The sequence below is a fragment of the Streptomyces caelestis genome, from assembly GCF_014205255.1.
GTDB lineage: Bacteria > Actinomycetota > Actinomycetes > Streptomycetales > Streptomycetaceae > Streptomyces > Streptomyces caelestis.
Genome location: NZ_JACHNE010000001.1, coordinates 2,504,210 through 2,521,131, shown reverse-complemented (window position 1 = coordinate 2,521,131; position 16,922 = coordinate 2,504,210). Strand labels below are relative to the sequence as shown.

Sequence of the window (16,922 nt, the reverse complement as noted above, 5' to 3'; positions counted from 1 at the left end):
CCGCTACGCCTGCCCCGCCAGCCACAGGTCCGGCCCGAACACCTCGTAGTGGATGTCGGCCGGTGCCACGCCCTTGCCGATCAGCTGGGCCCGTACCGCCCGCATGAAGGGCAGCGGCCCGCACAGGTACGCGCGCGTGCCCGGCGCGACCAGGACGTCGGCGAGGTCGACCAGGCCGGAGCGGGTGCCCGCCGGGGCGTCCTGCTCGTACCAGAAGTGGACGGACGCGTCGGGCAGCTTGGCGGCGTAGGCCTCGTGGTCGGTGCGCAGGGGGTGGGCGGCGGGTGAGCGGTCGCCGTGCACGACGGTGACGGGGGCGCGGTGCCCCGAGCCGGCGAGGTGGGCCAGCATCGCGGTCATGGGGGTGACACCGATGCCGGCCGAGGCCAGCAGCAGGGGGGTGTCGGGGCCGGCGTCCAGGACGAGGTCGCCGTAGGGCTCGGACAGCTCCAGGACGTCACACACCTGCACGCGCGCGTGGAGGTGGTTCGAGACCTCACCGTCGGGGGTTCCGTCGCCCTGCACGCGCTTCACGCTGATCTGCCGCAGGTCCGGGGCGGGCGCCCCGGAGAGGCTGTACTGCCGTATCTGCCGGGCGCCGTCCGGGAGGGCGACGCGGACGGAGACGTACTGGCCCGCGAGGAAGTCCCGCACCGGACCGCCGTCGGCGGGCCGCAGCCGGAACGTGGCGACATCGTCGGTCTCGGCGACGCGCTCGACGACCTCCCAGGCCCGCCAGGCGTGCCCGCCCCGCTCCTCCCGCAGCCGCTTCTCGACGGCGATGAGGGCGTTCGCCATCAGCCAGTAGACCTCGTCCCAGGCGGCGGCGACCTCGGGGGTCACTGCGTCGCCGAGCACGTCGGCGATGGCGGCGAACAGGTGCTCGTGGACGATGTCGTACTGCTCGGGTGTGATGCCGAGGGAGGCGTGCTTGTGGGCGATGCGGTGCAGCATCGCGTCCGGCCGCTGCTCCGGGTGGTCGAGCAGGTGCGTCGCGAAGGCGGCGATGGATCCGGCGAGCGCCTGTCGCTGGGTGCCGGCGGCCTGGTTGCCCCGGTTGAACAGGTCGTTCAGCAGCTCGGGGTGGGCCGCGAACAGCCCGGCGTAGAAGCGCTCGGTGATCGTGCCGAGGGCCGCGCCGACGGCGGGGAGGGTGGCGCGGACGGTGACGGCGGACTGCTCGGACAGCATCGGGACTCCTCAGGACTCGACTGCCGCGCACCGTATTTAAAGTTGCATATGAGATGCAAATTAAGTGGGAGGGGAGCGAACCGAACCGGCCGTTACGGATGTCGGTGCGAGCAGGCACTATGGGCGGAAGAGCAGTTCACCCGCCGTACGTGAGACGTTCGGTCCCGGGCCCGCCGGGCGATCATGGTGCGCAACGCGTACGAAATGGTGGTGTGGTGGGATGCTCAGGTGCCCGACCGCCTCCCGTGGTACGGAAGACAGGCGGCCTGACCAGCAAGGATGGGGAAGCGGAAGATGGACAAGCAGCAGGAGTTCGTGCTCCGGACCTTGGAGGAGCGTGACATCCGGTTCGTACGCCTGTGGTTCACGGACGTGCTGGGCTTCCTCAAGTCCGTGGCCGTGGCCCCGGCCGAACTGGAACAGGCCTTCGACGAGGGCATCGGCTTCGACGGCTCCGCCATCGAGGGCTTCGCCCGGGTCTACGAGTCCGACATGATCGCCAAGCCGGACCCGTCGACCTTCCAGATCCTGCCCTGGCGCGCGGAGGCCCCGGGCACGGCCCGGATGTTCTGCGACATCCTCATGCCGGACGGTTCGCCGTCCTTCGCCGACCCGCGCTACGTGCTCAAGCGCGCCCTGGCCCGCGCCTCCGACCTGGGCTTCACGTTCTACACGCACCCGGAGATCGAGTTCTTCCTGCTGAAGGACCGGCCGCTGGACGGCAGCCGTCCGACGCCCGCCGACAACTCCGGCTACTTCGACCACACCCCGACCAACGTCGGCATGGACTTCCGCCGCCAGGCGATCACCATGCTGGAGTCGATGGGCATCTCGGTCGAGTTCTCCCACCACGAGGGCGCCCCGGGCCAGCAGGAGATCGACCTGCGCTACGCCGACGCGCTCTCCACGGCCGACAACGTCATGACGTTCCGCCTGGTCATGAAGCAGGTGGCGCTGGAGCAGGGCGTGCAGGCGACCTTCATGCCGAAGCCGTTCTCCGAGCACCCGGGCAGCGGCATGCACACCCACCTCTCCCTCTTCGAGGGTGACCGCAACGCCTTCTACGAGTCGGGCTCGGAGTACCAGCTCTCGAAGGTGGGCCGCTCCTTCATCGCGGGCCTGCTGCGGCACGCGGCGGAGACCTCCGCCGTCACCAACCAGTGGGTCAACTCCTACAAGCGCATCTGGGGCGGCGCGGAGCGCACGGCGGGCGCGGGCGGCGAGGCCCCCTCGTACATCTGCTGGGGCCACAACAACCGCTCCGCGCTGGTCCGCGTCCCGATGTACAAGCCCGGCAAGACGGGCTCGGCCCGGGTCGAGGTCCGCTCCCTGGACTCCGGCGCGAACCCGTACCTGTCCTACGCCGTCCTCCTCGCCGCCGGCCTCAAGGGCATCGAGGAGGGCTACGAGCTCCCGCCGGGCGCCGAGGACGACGTCTGGGCCCTCTCCGACGCCGAGCGCCGCGCGATGGGCATCGAGCCGCTCCCCCAGAACCTCGGCGAGGCCCTGACCCTGATGGAACGCAGCGACCTGGTCGCCGAGACCCTCGGCGAGCACGTCTTCGACTTCTTCCTGCGCAACAAGAAGTCCGAGTGGGAGGAGTACCGCAGCGAGGTCACGGCGTTCGAGCTGCGGAAGAGCCTGCCGGTGCTGTAGGCGCGGGTCGCGGCGGGATCGTCCGCCTGACGGGGTGCCGGGCCGGCAGCCGTGAGCCGCCGGTCCGCCGCCTCGTGGCTGATCCGGTCCGGCCCTCGCGGGCGACGTCGACGACAGGGCCGGAAAGAAATCCGGACGGGGATGTCGAGAACCCGCGTCCGGCTCCGTCCCCGGGGTGAGTGCGACCACAATGAGTCGCACCAGCACCGAGGGGAATCACGATGGCCAAGTACCTGCTGCTCAAGCACTACCGCGGCGCCCCGGCTCCGGCCAACGACGTGCCCATGGACCAGTGGACGCCGGAGGAGATCTCGGCGCACGTGCAGTACATGAACGACTTCGCGGCCCGGCTGGAGAAGACCGGCGAGTTCGTCGATGGTCAGGCGCTCGCCCCCGAGGGGACCTGGGTCCGCTACGACGGTGAGGGACGTCCGCCGGTCACCGACGGCCCGTTCGCGGAGACCAAGGACCTCATCGCCGGCTGGATGGTGATCGACGTCGACAGCTACGAGCGCGCCGTCGAACTGGCCGGGGAGCTGTCGGCCGCTCCTGGGGCGGGCGGCAAGCCGATCCACGAGTGGCTGGAGCTGCGCCCGTTCTACGGCGTGTCTCCCACCATCACGGAGTGACCCCTCCGATGGACGAGGTCCTGCTCAGGAGCCTCACACCGAGTGTGCTCGCCGTCCTCGTCCGCCGCGGAGCCGACTTCGCGGCGGCCGAGGACGCCGTTCAGGACGCGCTGGTCGAGGCCGTCCGCGTCTGGCCGGCCGACCCTCCACGGGACCCGAAGGGCTGGCTGGTCACCGTGGCCTGGCGCAAGTTCCTCGACGCGGCCCGCTCGGACGCCGCCCGCCGCCGGCGGCAGGACCTCGTCGAGGAGGAGCCGGCGCCCGGGCCCGCGCCCGCCGTGGTCGACACGCTCCAGCTCTACTTCCTGTGCGCCCACCCGTCGCTGACACCGTCGTCCGCGGTCGCGCTCACGCTGCGCGCCGTCGGCGGGCTCACCACCCGCCAGATCGCCCAGGCCTACCTGGTGCCCGAGGCGACCATGGCGCAGCGCATCAGCCGGGCCAAGCGCACCGTCTCGGGCGTACGGTTCGACCAGCCCGGCGACGTGGCCACCGTGCTGCGCGTCCTCTACCTGGTCTTCAACGAGGGCTACTCCGGGGACGTCGACCTCGCCGCCGAGGCCATCCGGCTCACCCGGCAGCTCGCCGCCGCGAGCGACCACCCGGAGGTGGCCGGGCTGCTCGCGCTCATGCTGCTCCACCACGCCCGGCGTGCCGCCCGGACCGCGCCCGACGGCAGCCTGGTGCCGCTCGCCGAGCAGGACCGCGGCCGCTGGGACACGAAGCTGATCGCCGAGGGCGTCGGGATCCTCCAGGCGGCCCTCGCCCGCGACCGGCTGGGCGAGTTCCAGGCCCAGGCCGCCATCGCCGCCCTGCACGCCGACGCGCCCACGGCCGAGGAGACCGACTGGGTGCAGATCGTCGAGTGGTACGACGAGCTCACGCGCCTGACCGACAGCCCGGTCGTCCGGCTCAACCGGGCGGTCGCCGTCGGCGAGGCCGACGGACCACGCGCCGGGCTGGCGGCGCTCGCGGCGCTGGACGCCTCACTGCCCCGCCACACCGCGGTGGCGGCCTACCTCCACGAGCGCGACGGCGATCTGACGACGGCGGCCCGCCTGTACACCGAGGCCGCCCAGAAGGCACCCAACCTGGCCGAACGCAACCATCTGACCCGCCAGGCCGCGCGCATCAACTCCCGCCGGGACGGCGGCTGAGCCGCACTGGGCATCGGCATCACGCCGGGGGCGGGTGCCCGCGCGAGATCGCCCGACGGCAGCAGGTGGGCGATGCGGCTCCGATCACCATCGGCGAGGACTGCCAGATCGGCCCGGGCGTCAAGCTCCTCCTCGACACCGAGCCGCACAGCCGTCAGCTGACCCGGCCGGCGGTCACGCGCATCACGACCGCTGCCGTCAGCCCTGCTGCCGCTTCTGGTCCGCCAGCACCTGGTGCAGCGGCTCCGTAGCCCGGCGGCGGTACTCCTGGATCGCCCAGCCGTTGCCGTCCGGGTCCTGGAAGTGCATGAACGTGGCGCCGTCGTCGGGGGCGTACTGGACCGGCTCCGAGACGTCCAGGCCGCGTTCGACGAGTTCCGCGTGGGCCGCCTTGATGTCGGCGACGCACAGTTGCAGGCCCTGGTAGGAGCCGGGCGCCGGGGCGGGGCCGGGTGTCATCTCCCAGATCGAGTCGCCGAGGGCGATCGAGCAGCCGGAACCCGGAGGGGTCAGCTGGACGATCCGCATCCCGGGCATGACCTCCTGGTCGATGTCGACGTGGAAGCCGACCTTGTCCCGGTAGAAGTCCCGGGCACGGTCGATGTCGGTGACGGGCAGCGGGACGACTTCGAGCGTGAAGTCCATGGCATGACTCCTTCGTCAGGCATCAGGTGAACCGCCACCTCGTCTGGCTGAACGGCTCCCCCTTACGGAAGCCGAAAACGGTGCGCGGCGCCACCGCGTAGACGGCCGCGTGTCCCGCGCCGTGGCGGAAATAGCCCTCCCGTACCTCGAAGTGCCAGAAGCTGCCGTACTTCGCCTCCCACGCGGCGGCCAGTTCGCGTAGGCGCCCGTCGTCGGTCACGCGCGCCGCCTCGCCCTCGACCACCAGGTCGTAGCCCTTGTTCCAGGTGTTCGTGCCGGTGGTCAGCACGACGTGCGGGTTCTCGGCGAGGTTCCTCGCCTTGCGCTCCTCCGGGCCCGTGCAGAAGTGCAGGGCGCCGTCCGACCAGACCGCCGGCAGCGGGGTCACGTGCGGACGGCCGTCGGGTCGTACCGTCGTGATCCAGAACAGTTCGGCGGCCGCGAGCCGCGCCTCGGCCTCCTGCCAGTCGGTCGCGGTGGCCGTCTCGTCGCTGTAGCGCGGATCGAGACGGGTCTCGGGGTGCAAGGTGGTCATGAGCGTCCTCCCGGCCTGTGGCTTCGCTTCTCCCGGCCTTGTGGCTTCACAGGTGCAGACCCCGTCCGCGCACCGAACTCATCGGCGCTTCCCCCGGGCTCTGCGGTTAGGCTCAAAGCCGTACGACCTTGATCCGATGCAAGTCCGATGCAAGTCCGAGGAAGAGTGAGGGAGGTCCGGATGACGGCGGTGCCGGGGCGCAGGAGCAGTACCTTCACGCGGCTGCTGCGGCACGGCTTCACCGACGCCTCCGCCGCCGAGCGGCTCCTGGACAGCCCCGAACTCGCGCCCCTGCGCGACGACCCGGTGCTGCTGGACGCGCTGGGCGCCACCGCCGACCCCGATCTCGCGCTGCTCGGGCTGGTCCGGCTGCTGGAGGCCCAGGCGGAGCCCGGTGCCCGCCGGGAACTGCTCGACACGCTGATCTCGTCCAAGCCGCTGCGCGACCGGCTGCTCGGTGTGCTCGGCGCCTCCACCGCCCTCGCCGACCACCTCACCCGGCACCCGGACGACTGGCAGGCGCTCGTCATGTACGAGGCGCACGACCTGCACCCCGGGGTGGAGGAGTTCGAGGCCGGTCTCGCGCAGGCCACCGATCCCGTCTCCCTGCGCGTCGCCTACCGGCGCTGCCTGCTGTCCATCGCCGCCCGGGACGTGTGCGGCACCACCGGTGTCGCCGAGTCCGCCGCCGAGCTCGCCGACCTGGCCACCGCCACCCTGCGCGCCGCCCTCGGCCTCGCCGGGGCCGCCGCGCCCGAGGACGCCGCCCTGTGCCGGCTCGCGGTCGTCGCGATGGGCAAGTGCGGCGGCCACGAGCTGAACTACGTCTCCGACGTGGACGTCATCTTCGTCGGGGAGGCCGTCGAGGGCGCCGACGAGACCAAGGCCATCCGCGCCGCGACCCGGCTCGCCTCGCACATGATGCGGATCTGCTCGGAGACGACGGTCGAGGGGTCCATCTGGCCCGTGGACGCCAACCTCCGGCCCGAGGGAAGAAACGGTCCGCTCGTGCGGACACTCTCCAGCCACCTCGCCTACTACCAGCGCTGGGCCAAGACCTGGGAGTTCCAGGCGCTGCTCAAGGCCCGCCCGGTGGCCGGCGACCTCGACCTCGGCGAGGAGTACGTCGCCGCCGTCCAGCCGCTGGTGTGGAAGGCCGCCGAGCGCGAGAACTTCGTCCCCGACGTGCAGAAGATGCGCCGCCGGGTCGTGGAGAACATCCCCGTCGCGGAGGTCGACCGCCAGCTGAAGCTGGGCCCGGGCGGACTCAGGGACGTCGAGTTCGCCGTGCAGCTGCTCCAGCTTGTGCACGGCCGGGCCGACACCTCGCTGCGCAGCGGCACCACCCTCGACGCGCTGAAGGCCCTCGCCGCCGGCGGGTACGTCGGCCGGACCGACGCCGCCCAGCTCGACGAGGCCTACCGCTTCCTGCGCTCCATGGAGCACCGGATCCAGCTGTTCCGGCTGCGGCGCACCCATCTCGTGCCCGAGGACGAGGCCGAGCTGCGCCGCATCGGCCGTTCCCTGGGCCTGCGCACCGACCCGATCGCCGAGCTGCTCCGCGAGTGGAAGCGGCACGCCACCGTCGTACGGCGCCTGCACGAGAAGCTGTTCTACCGGCCACTGCTCGACGCGGTCGCCCAACTCGCCACCGGCGAGGCCCGGCTGAGCCCCGAGGCGGCCCGGGAGCGGATGGTCGCCCTCGGTTACGCCGACCCGGCCTCCGCCCTGCGCCACCTGGAGGCACTGGCGTCCGGCGTCACCCGCAAGGCCGCCATCCAGCGCACCCTGCTGCCCGTCATGCTGGGCTGGTTCGCCGACTCGGCCGACCCGGACGCGGGTCTGCTCAACTTCCGCAAGGTGTCGGACGCGCTCGGCAAGACGCCCTGGTACCTGCGGCTGCTGCGGGACGAGGGCGCCGCCGCGCAGAACCTCGCCCGCGTGCTGTCCGCCGGCCGGCTCGCGCCCGACCTGCTGATGCGCGCCCCGGAGGCGGTGGCGCTGCTCGGTGACGGGGACGGCGGCGGCCTGGAGCCGCGCTCCCGCGCCCACCTGGAGCAGGAGATACTCGCCGCGGTGAACCGGGCCGACGGGGCCGCTCAGGCGGTCACGGCCGCCCGTGGGGTGCGCCGCCGTGAGCTGTTCCGTACGGCCGCCGCCGACATCGTCGGCTCCTACGGCACCGAGGAGCAGGCCGCCGAGCCCGACCAGGGCGCCCTGGTGGACCGGGTCGGCGGCGCGGTGTCGGACCTGACGGCCGCGACCCTCGCCGGCACGCTCCGCGCGGTCGTGCGATGGGGGTCCCCCCGCTCGAGCGAAGTCGAGAGTGGGGGAGGGTGGGGGGACAGCCTGCCCACCCGGTTCGCGATCATCGCCATGGGCCGGTTCGGCGGCCATGAGCTGGGCTACGGCTCCGACGCGGACGTGCTGTTCGTGCACGAGCCGCGCGACGGCGTCGACGAGCGGGAGGCCGGGCAGGCCGCCAACAAGGTCGTCTCCGAGATGCGCCGGCTGCTCCAGATCCCCAGCGCCGACCCGCCCCTCCTCATCGACGCCGACCTGCGCCCGGAGGGCAAGTCCGGCCCGCTCGTGCGGACCCTCACCTCGTACGCGGCCTACTACCGCCGGTGGTCCCTGACCTGGGAGTCGCACGCGCTGCTGCGGGCCGAACCCGTCGCCGGGGACGAGGACCTGGGCCGCCGCTTCATCGAGCTGATCGACCCGCTGCGCTACCCGGCCGACGGGCTCGCCGACGAGGCCGTCCGCGAGATCCGGCGGCTGAAGGCCCGTATGGAGTCCGAGCGGCTGCCGCGGGGCGCCGACCCCAAGCTGCACGCCAAGCTGGGCCCGGGCGGTCTGTCGGACGTGGAGTGGACGGTGCAGCTGCTGCAACTGCGGCACGGCGCGGCCGAGCCGGGCCTGCGCACGACCCGCACGCGCGAGGCCCTGGCCGCCGCCCGTACGGCCGGTCTCATCGGGGACGAGGACGCGGCCATCCTGGACGAGGCCTGGGTCCTCGCGACCCGCGTCCGCAACGCGGTCATGCTGGTGCGCGGCCGGGCCGGTGACACGTTCCCCACGGAGCCCCGTGAACTCGCCGCCGTGGGACGCTACCTGGGGTACGGCCCCGGCCATGCCGGCGACATGCTCGACGCGTACCGGCGGACGGCGCGCCGGGCCCGGGCCGTGGTGGACGAGCTGTTCTACGGAGTGGCCGACCGTTAGGGCCCTTCTGATCCGTCAGAAGGGCCCTAACGGTCGGCCGTGCGTCTGATCTTGTGCAGCGCGCCGTCCCGCAGCGCACCAGCAGGTGCACGTGACCGTGTTCGCCGTTGAACTGCTTCAGCTCGGCCTCGAAGTCCTCGCAGACCTCCCGCATGATCTACGACGGCCACTCCGCCCACGCGACCGGCCCGGCTCTCACCGCGGCCGGCGCACACGGCCCCTACGACGCCCGCGCCGTGGTTGCCACGGCCCGCACACCCAGGGGCGCGGCGTCGGGCACGCGCCGGGCTGACCGGCGGCGCCGCCGCCCGGGTCACAGTCTGGCCGGTACCACCTGCGGCAGCGTGTACGGCTGCCTCCCGTACCAGACCCCGGCCACCGCGAACCCGAAGCCCAGGCAGAGCATGCCACCGACCGCATCCAGCCAGAAATGGTTGGCCGTGGCGACGATGACGACCAGCGTCAGCGCCGGGTACAGCAGACCCAGCACCCGCACCCAGGGGATCGTCGCCAGGACGAAGATCGTCAGGCCGCACCACACGGACCAGCCGATGTGCATGGAGGGCATCGCGGCGTACTGGTTGGACATGTGTTTCAGGTCGCCGGACGCCATCGACCCCCAGGTCTGGTGGACCATGACGGTGTCGACGAAGTCGCCGCCGTTCATCAGCCGTGGGGGCGCCAGCGGATACAGGTAGTAACCGGCCAGGGCGACGGCGGTCGTCGCGAACAGCACCAGGCGGGTCGCCGCGTACCGGCCGGGGTGGCGACGGTACAGCCACACCAGCACACCCAGCGTCACCAAGAAGTGCAGCGTCGCGTAGTAGTAGTTCATGCCGATGATCAGCCAAGTCACCGAGTTCACGGCGTGATTGACCGAGTCCTCGATGGCGATGCCCAGCCGGTGCTCGGCCTGCCAGATCCAGTCGGCGTTGCGCAGCGCCTCGGCCTTCTGCTCGGGCACGGCGTTCCGGACGAGCGAGTACGTCCAGTAGCTCATCGCGATCAGCAGGATCTCGAACCAGAACCGGGGCCGGCGGGGGGTGCGCAGCCGGGGGAGGAGGCCCTGTCCCGGATCGGCCGCGACCGGGTCCGGAACGGCCGCTTTCCGGCCGTCCAGCGTCGTCACGGTCGAGTCACCCATAGGCACAAAGTCTGCCAGAAAAGCCCTGTCTCCCCGATCATCCTCCGCCTTGGTGCGGGCCGCATGTTCTAGGGCGAAAACCAGCCGTGAACCTCAGGGGCGAGCGCGGTCCCCGGGTGCCGAAGCGGTCGAACCGCGCACCACCAGTTCCGGCATGAACACGAACTCGCTGTGGGGGGCCGGAGTCCCGCCGATCTCCTCCAGCAGCGTGCGCACCGCCGCCTGGCCCATCGCCGGGACCGGCTTGCGGATCGTGGTCAGCGGCGGGTCGGTGAAGGCGATCAACGGAGAGTCGTCGAAGCCGACCACGGAGATGTCCGTCGGAACCTCCAGGCCGCGCTGCCGCGCCGCCCTGATCGCGCCCAGCGCCATCATGTCGCTGGCACACACCACGGCCGTGCAGTTCCGCTCGATCAGCGCCGCGGCCGCGGCCTGCCCGCCCTCCAGGGTGTAGAGGGAGTGCTGCACCAGCTCCGTCTCGACGGTCTCGGCGCGCAGGCTCAACTGGTCCTGCATGGTGCGCACGAACCCCTCGATCTTGCGCTGCACGGGCACGAACCGCTTGGGCCCCAGGGCCAGACCGATCCGCGTGTGCCCGAGGGACACCAGGTGCGTCACCGCCAGGTTCATCGCCGCGCGGTCGTCGGGGGAGATGAACGGCGCCTGCACCTTCGGCGAGAAGCCGTCGACCAGCACGTACGGCACGCCCTGCGCGCGCAGCCGGTCGTAGCGCTGCATGTCGGCGGTGGTGTCCGCGTGCAGCCCGGAGACGTAGATGATGCCGGCGACCCCCCGGTCGACGAGCATCTCCGTGAGCTCGTCCTCGGTGGAGCCGCCCGGCGTCTGGGTGGCCAGCACGGGCGTGTAGCCCTGCCGGGTCAGCGCCTGGCCGATGACCTGGGCCAGGGCCGGGAAGATCGGGTTCTCCAGCTCCGGGGTGATCAGACCGACCAGGCCCTCGCTGCGCTGCCGCAGCCGCACGGGGCGTTCGTAGCCCAGCACGTCGAGGGCGGCCAGCACGGACTCGCGGGTGGTGGCGGCGACGCCCGGCTTCCCGTTGAGGACGCGGCTGACGGTCGCTTCGCTCACCCCCGCCTGCGCAGCGATGTCCGCAAGCCGTGTGGTCACAGCACTGGACTGTAGCGGCCGGGGTTCCGCTTGCACACCGACGGGACGCCTGGTGCGGGCCGGCGGACGGCCCGCTGCGGGTGGCTTGGTCATCGCGGTCCCTCGAAGTCGTGGTCGGCGCCGATCCGCAACGGATGATTCCCCCGGCGGCAACGGATGGCAAGTGCTTGCAGAGTCTTGCACAACTGTCCGACTCCCCGCCGATCAGCCGGTCATCCCCGTTCCACCAGGGTCGGGGGAGGTCACGGCGGGATAACCATCCGCACCTCTTGCATCATTTTGCTGCAAGGTCTTTCGCAACTCCTTCCAGCGCGGCTAATCTCACCGACGCCCGGCGGCCAACGGCGCAGTCGGCAGCACGAAACGGGCTTTCACCCTCAAGGAGAACTCATGCGGCGTGGCATAGCGGCCACCGCGCTGGTGGCGTCCCTCGCCCTGGCGGCGACGGCGTGCGGCGGGAGCGACAGCGGCGACGAGGCCGACGGCCCGGTCACCATCACCTGGTGGGACACCTCCAACGCCACCAACGAGGCGCCGGCGTACCAGGCCCTGGTCAAGGAGTTCGAGGCCGCCAACAAGGACATCAAGGTCAACTACGTCAACGTCCCCTTCGACCAGGCGCAGAACAAGTTCGACACCGCCGCCGGCTCCAAGGGCGCCCCCGACGTGCTGCGCTCCGAGGTCGGCTGGACCCCGGCCTTCGCCAAGAAGGGCTTCTTCCTCCCGCTGGACGGCACCGAGGCCCTCGCCGAGCAGGACAAGTTCCAGCCCAGCCTGATCGAGCAGGCCAAGTACGACGGCAAGACCTACGGCGTCCCGTTCACCACGGACACCCTCGCCCTCGTCTACAACAAGGAACTGTTCGAGAAGGCCGGCGTCGAAGCCCCCAAGACCTGGGACGACCTGAAGAAGGCCGCCGCCACGATCAAGGACAAGACCGGCGCCGACGGCTACTGGGGCTCCACCCAGGGCTACTACGCCCAGACCTTCCTCTACGGCGAGGGCACCGACACCGTCGACGTCGACGCCAAGAAGATCACCGTCACCTCGCCCGCCGCCAAGAAGGCCTACGGCACCTGGCAGAGCCTCTTCAGCGGCAAGGGCCTGCACAAGGCGGACACCACCGCGGACGCCTACGCCCACATCCAGGAGGCGTTCGTCAGCGGCAAGGTCGCCTCGATCATCCAGGGCCCCTGGGAGATCACGAACTTCTACAAGGGCTCTGCCTTCAAGGACAAGAACAACCTCGGCATCGCCACCGTCCCGGCCGGCTCCACCGGCAAGGCGGGCGCCCCGACCGGCGGCCACAACCTCTCCGTCTACGCCGGCTCCGACGCGGCCCACCAGAAGGCCTCGCTGAAGTTCGTCAACTTCATGACGTCGGCGAAGGCCCAGGAGACCATCGCGCTGAAGAACTCCACGCTCCCCACGCGCGAGGACGCCTACACCGCCGAGATCAAGGCCGACCCCGGCATCGCCGGCTACCAGGGCGTGCTGTCCTCCGCCCAGCCGCGCCCGGCACTGCCCGAGTACAGCTCGCTGTGGGGCCCGCTCGACGACGAGCTGATCGAGATCGCGGGCGGCAAGGAGTCCCTGGACAAGGGCCTCGGCGACGCCGAGACCGCCATCGCCAAGCTGGTGCCGGACTTCTCCAAGTGACCGCCGCGTGACCGCCGGATCCCCCGGTCATGGGGGAGGGGGTCCGGCGGCCACCGGTCCACGCCTGCGCCCGGGCAGCTCCCCTTGACCTCCGTGAACTTCCAGAAGGTGTCGAACCATGACCGTCGTCATCGACCGAGCGACCGGCAAGCGGCGCGGTGAGCGGGAACCGCGCCCCGGGCCGGGCCGGCGGCTGAAGAACGGCTTCCACAAGCACTGGTACGCCTACGCGATGACCGCCCCGGTGGCGATCGTCCTCGGCGTCCTCGTGCTGTACCCGCTGGCGTACGGCCTGTACCTCACGTTCACCGACGCCACCAGCCTGAACACCGCCCGCACGATCGGCGTCAACGAGATCGACGCCACCTACAAGTTCATCGGCCTGGACAACTACGCCGACATCCTGTGGGGCCCGACGGCCTACGACCGCTTCTGGTCGCACTTCCTGTGGACGGTCTTCTGGACGGCGGCCTGCGTCACCCTGCACTACGGCATCGGCCTCGGGCTCGCCCTGCTGCTCAACCAGAAGCTGCGCGGGCGCACCCTCTACCGGATGATCCTGGTGCTGCCCTGGGCCGTGCCGACCTTCGTCACCGTGTTCGGCTGGCGGTTCATGCTCGCCGACGGCGGCATCATCAACTCCGGCCTGGACTTCCTGCACCTGCCGACGCCCTCGTGGCTGGAGGACACCTTCTGGCAGCGGTTCTCCGCGATCATGGTCAACACCTGGTGCGGGGTGCCGTTCATGATGGTCTCGCTGCTCGGCGGACTCCAGTCGATCGACGCGAGCCTCTACGAGGCGTCCGAGATGGACGGCGCCAACGCCTGGCAGCGGTTCCGGTACGTCACCCTGCCCGGTCTGAGGTCCGTCAGCACCACGGTCGTCCTCCTCGGCGTGATCTGGACCTTCAACCAGTTCGCCATCATCTTCCTGCTGTTCGGCAACACCGCCCCGGACGCCCAGATCCTCGTGACCTGGGCCTACCACCTGGGCTTCGGACAGCAGCCGCGCGACTACGCCCAGTCCGCCGCCTACGGAATCCTGCTCCTGTCCATCCTGATCGTCTTCACCTCCTTCTACCGCCGCTGGCTGAACCGCAACGAGCAGCAGCTCGCGATCTGAGGCAGGAGTCCGAAATGAGTACGACCACCGTCGAGACCTCCACCGCGGACACCGGGCGGCGCCCCGCCGCAGCACCCCGCAGGACCCGCCGCCGCGGCGAGCACAGCCGCGCGACCTCCCTCGTCTCGCACGCCATCCTGATCGGCGCGAGCCTGGCCGCGCTCTTCCCGATCGCCTGGCTGCTCTTCCTGTCCCTCGGCCCGGACCAGGACGACTACCTCCACCCCGGGCGCATCTGGGGCAAGATGACGTTCGACAACTACGCGTTCGTCCTCAAGGACACGAGCTTCTTCGACTGGCTCACGAGCACGCTGGTCGTGGTGCTGGGCACGACGCTCATCGGCGTCGTCGTCGCCGCGTCCACCGGCTACGCGGTCTCCCGCATGCGGTTCCCCGGCTACCGGAAGCTGATGTGGGTGCTGCTGGTCACCCAGATGTTCCCGATCGCGGTACTGATCGTGCCGATGTACCAGATCCTCTCGGATCTGCGGCTCATCGACAGCTACCTTGGACTCATCCTTGTCAACTGCACCACGATCGTGCCGTACTGCGCCTGGCTGATGAAAGGCTATTTCGACACCATCCCGTTCGAGATCGACGAGGCCGGGCGCGTCGACGGGCTGACCCCCTTCGGCACGTTCGCGCGGCTGATCCTGCCGCTCGCCAAGCCGGGACTCGCGGTCGCGGCGTTCTACAGCTTCCTCACCGCCTTCGGGGAGGTCGCGTTCGCCTCCACGTTCATGCTCAGCGACGACAAGTACACCTTCGCCGTCGGTCTGCAGACGTTCGTGAGCGAGCACGACGCGCAGCGGAACCTGATGGCCGCGACGGCTGTGCTGATCGCCATACCGGCCGCCATCTTCTTCTACCTCGTGCAGAAGAACCTGGTGACCGGGCTGACCGCCGGTGGCACGAAGGGGTGACCCGGTGCCCCTCGGGGCGCTGCCGAACCACGTCACAAGCCCGAGGCGGCCGCGGTGCCCATCCGACCCCGCTGTGCCGCGGCCGCCTCGTCACCCACCCCACGCCTCACATGACCACTTCTCTGTTACGCATCAAGGACGACATGAGCCAGCACTCAGCTGCACCCGCCCCCACCCCCACGTCCGCAGTGGCCGTCGCCAAGCGTCGCGACTGGTGGCGGGACGCGGTGATCTACCAGGTGTACCCGCGCAGTTTCGCCGACAGCAACGGCGACGGCATGGGCGACCTGGAAGGTGTCCGCACCCGCCTGCCGTACCTGCGCGATCTCGGCGTGGACGCCGTGTGGCTCAGCCCCTTCTACGCCTCGCCGCAGGCCGACGCCGGCTACGACGTCGCGGACTACCGGGCCGTCGACCCGATGTTCGGCAACCTCCTGGACGCCGACGCGCTGATCCGCGACGCCCACGAGCTGGGCCTCAGGATCATCGTCGACCTCGTGCCCAACCATTCCTCCGACCAGCACGAGTGGTTCAAGCGGGCCGTCGCGGAGGGCCCGGGCTCCCCCCTGCGGGACCGCTACCACTTCCGCCCAGGCAAGGGGAAGAACGGCGAACTGCCGCCCAACGACTGGGAGTCGATCTTCGGCGGACCCGCGTGGACACGGGTCCCGGACGGTGAGTGGTACCTGCACCTGTTCGCCCCCGAGCAGCCCGACTTCAACTGGGAGCACCCGGCGGTCGGCGACGAGTTCCGCTCCATCCTGCGCTTCTGGCTGGACATGGGCGTCGACGGCTTCCGGATCGATGTCGCCCACGGTCTGGTGAAGGCGGAGGGGCTGCCCGACCTTGGATCCCATGACCAGGTGAAGCTGCTGGGCAACGACGTCATGCCGTTCTTCGACCAGGACGGAGTGCACGAGATCTACCGGCAGTGGCGGCTGATCCTCGACGAGTATTCGGGGGAGCGCATCTTCGTCGCCGAGGCGTGGACGCCCACCATCGAGCGCACCGCCCACTACGTCCGTCCGGACGAGCTGCACCAGGCCTTCAACTTCCAGTACCTCAGCACCCACTGGGACGCCGCGGAGATGCGCGAGGTCATCGACCGCACCCTGGAGGCCATGCGCCCGGTCGGCGCCCCCGCCACCTGGGTCCTGTCCAACCACGACGTGACCCGGCACGCCACCCGCTTCGCCAACCCGCCAGGCCTCGGCACCCAGATCCGCCTGGCCGGCGACCGGGGACTGGGCCTGCGCAGGGCCCGGGCCGCGACCCTGCTGATGCTCGCGCTGCCCGGCTCGGCCTACATCTACCAGGGCGAGGAGCTGGGCCTTCCGGACGTCGTCGACCTGTCCGACGAGGTGCGCCAGGACCCGGCGTACTTCCGGGGCGCGGGCCAGGACGGCTTCCGCGACGGGTGCCGGGTGCCGATCCCGTGGACCAGGACCGGGTCGTCGTACGGCTTCGGTGACGGGGGCAGCTGGCTGCCGCAGCCGGAGGGCTGGGGCGAGCTGAGCGTCGAGGCGCAGACCGGCGAGTCCGGCTCGACCCTGGAGCTGTACCGGGCCGCGCTCGCCGTGCGCCGCGAGCGGCCCGACCTCGGCGCCGGCTCCTCCGTGGAGTGGCTGCGGGCGCCCGAGGGTGTGCTGGCGTTCCGGCGCGGGGAGTTCGTGTGCGTCGCGAACACCACCGGCGAGTCGGTGGCGATGCCGGCCTACGGCCGGGTGCTGATCGCCAGCGGGGAGATCGTCCAGGTCGACGACGAGGCGAAGGTGCCGGCCGACACCACGGTGTGGTGGACCACGGCCTGACCGCTCCCTGATTCTCCGTTGAATTTCGCACGGCCCGCTGCCCTTTCGGGCGGCGGGCCTTTACCATCTGCGTCACTGCAAGGTTTCCGAACCTTG

The 16,922-nt window shown here is 70.9% G+C and carries 13 protein-coding genes and 1 pseudogene; 8 read left to right on the top strand and 6 right to left on the bottom strand.

Going from position 1 to position 16,922, the window contains the following annotated elements:
* Positions 1–3: 3 nt before the first annotated feature.
* Positions 4–1,191 (bottom strand): globin domain-containing protein, encoded by a 1,188-nt coding sequence (locus HDA41_RS11380; protein WP_184983105.1) that lies wholly within the window; start codon positions 1,189–1,191, stop codon positions 4–6.
* 294 nt (positions 1,192–1,485) lie between these two features.
* On the opposite strand from HDA41_RS11380, the gene glnA2 reads away from it, so the two are divergent.
* The 3 genes from glnA2 (at position 1,486) to HDA41_RS11365 (ending at position 4,633) form a co-directional block, all read left to right on the top strand.
* Positions 1,486–2,847, top strand: coding sequence for a gamma-glutamylpolyamine synthetase GlnA2 (glnA2, locus tag HDA41_RS11375; RefSeq protein ID WP_184983103.1), 1,362 nt, complete (start codon positions 1,486–1,488; stop codon positions 2,845–2,847).
* Positions 2,848–3,068: 221 nt separating this feature from the next.
* On the top strand, positions 3,069–3,476 hold the full coding sequence (locus HDA41_RS11370; protein WP_053749324.1) for a YciI family protein: 408 nt from the start codon (positions 3,069–3,071) through the stop codon (positions 3,474–3,476).
* A gap of 8 nt (positions 3,477–3,484) precedes the next feature.
* Positions 3,485–4,633, top strand: coding sequence for an RNA polymerase sigma factor (locus HDA41_RS11365; RefSeq protein ID WP_184993313.1), 1,149 nt, complete (start codon positions 3,485–3,487; stop codon positions 4,631–4,633).
* Between the two features lie 198 nt (positions 4,634–4,831).
* Here HDA41_RS11365 and HDA41_RS11360 read toward each other — a convergent pair whose 3' ends face one another.
* Together HDA41_RS11360 and HDA41_RS11355 are read right to left on the bottom strand one after the other, a co-directional pair.
* Entirely contained in the window at positions 4,832–5,278 is a 447-nt protein-coding gene (locus HDA41_RS11360) for a VOC family protein (protein WP_184983101.1), read from the bottom strand.
* Positions 5,279–5,300: 22 nt separating this feature from the next.
* The gene (locus HDA41_RS11355) at positions 5,301–5,813 is read right to left on the bottom strand and encodes a pyridoxamine 5'-phosphate oxidase family protein (RefSeq protein ID WP_184983099.1); all 513 of its coding nucleotides are present in this window, start codon (positions 5,811–5,813) and stop codon (positions 5,301–5,303) included.
* A gap of 180 nt (positions 5,814–5,993) precedes the next feature.
* Here HDA41_RS11355 and HDA41_RS11350 point away from each other — a divergent pair, with 180 nt between their 5' ends.
* Positions 5,994–9,038: a bifunctional [glutamine synthetase] adenylyltransferase/[glutamine synthetase]-adenylyl-L-tyrosine phosphorylase gene (locus HDA41_RS11350; RefSeq protein WP_184983097.1), complete on the top strand. Its 3,045-nt coding sequence runs from the start codon at positions 5,994–5,996 to the stop codon at positions 9,036–9,038.
* Between the two features lie 76 nt (positions 9,039–9,114).
* On the opposite strand, the pseudogene HDA41_RS42985 reads toward HDA41_RS11350, so the two are convergent.
* From HDA41_RS42985 to HDA41_RS11340, 3 genes and pseudogenes are all read right to left on the bottom strand, one after another.
* Positions 9,115–9,195: pseudogene (locus HDA41_RS42985) on the bottom strand (transposase); the annotation flags it as partial.
* A 156-nt stretch (positions 9,196–9,351) separates the two neighbouring features.
* Positions 9,352–10,182, bottom strand: coding sequence for a phosphatase PAP2 family protein (locus HDA41_RS11345; RefSeq protein ID WP_184983095.1), 831 nt, complete (start codon positions 10,180–10,182; stop codon positions 9,352–9,354).
* A gap of 93 nt (positions 10,183–10,275) precedes the next feature.
* The gene (locus HDA41_RS11340; RefSeq protein ID WP_268251483.1) at positions 10,276–11,310 is read right to left on the bottom strand and encodes a LacI family DNA-binding transcriptional regulator; all 1,035 of its coding nucleotides are present in this window, start codon (positions 11,308–11,310) and stop codon (positions 10,276–10,278) included.
* 390 nt (positions 11,311–11,700) lie between these two features.
* Here HDA41_RS11340 and HDA41_RS11335 point away from each other — a divergent pair, with 390 nt between their 5' ends.
* From HDA41_RS11335 to HDA41_RS11320, 4 genes are all read left to right on the top strand, one after another.
* Positions 11,701–12,969 carry an extracellular solute-binding protein gene (locus tag HDA41_RS11335; protein ID WP_184983091.1) on the top strand — a complete coding sequence of 423 codons (1,269 nt, stop codon included), beginning with the start codon at positions 11,701–11,703 and terminating at the stop codon, positions 12,967–12,969.
* A gap of 118 nt (positions 12,970–13,087) precedes the next feature.
* On the top strand, positions 13,088–14,092 hold the full coding sequence (locus HDA41_RS11330) for a carbohydrate ABC transporter permease (protein ID WP_184983089.1): 1,005 nt from the start codon (positions 13,088–13,090) through the stop codon (positions 14,090–14,092).
* Between the two features lie 14 nt (positions 14,093–14,106).
* A complete protein-coding gene (locus tag HDA41_RS11325; protein ID WP_184983086.1) occupies positions 14,107–15,015 on the top strand; it encodes a sugar ABC transporter permease in 909 nt (302 codons plus the stop codon).
* A gap of 143 nt (positions 15,016–15,158) precedes the next feature.
* The gene (locus tag HDA41_RS11320; RefSeq protein ID WP_184983084.1) at positions 15,159–16,826 is read left to right on the top strand and encodes a glycoside hydrolase family 13 protein; all 1,668 of its coding nucleotides are present in this window, start codon (positions 15,159–15,161) and stop codon (positions 16,824–16,826) included.
* Positions 16,827–16,922 lie beyond the last annotated feature (96 nt).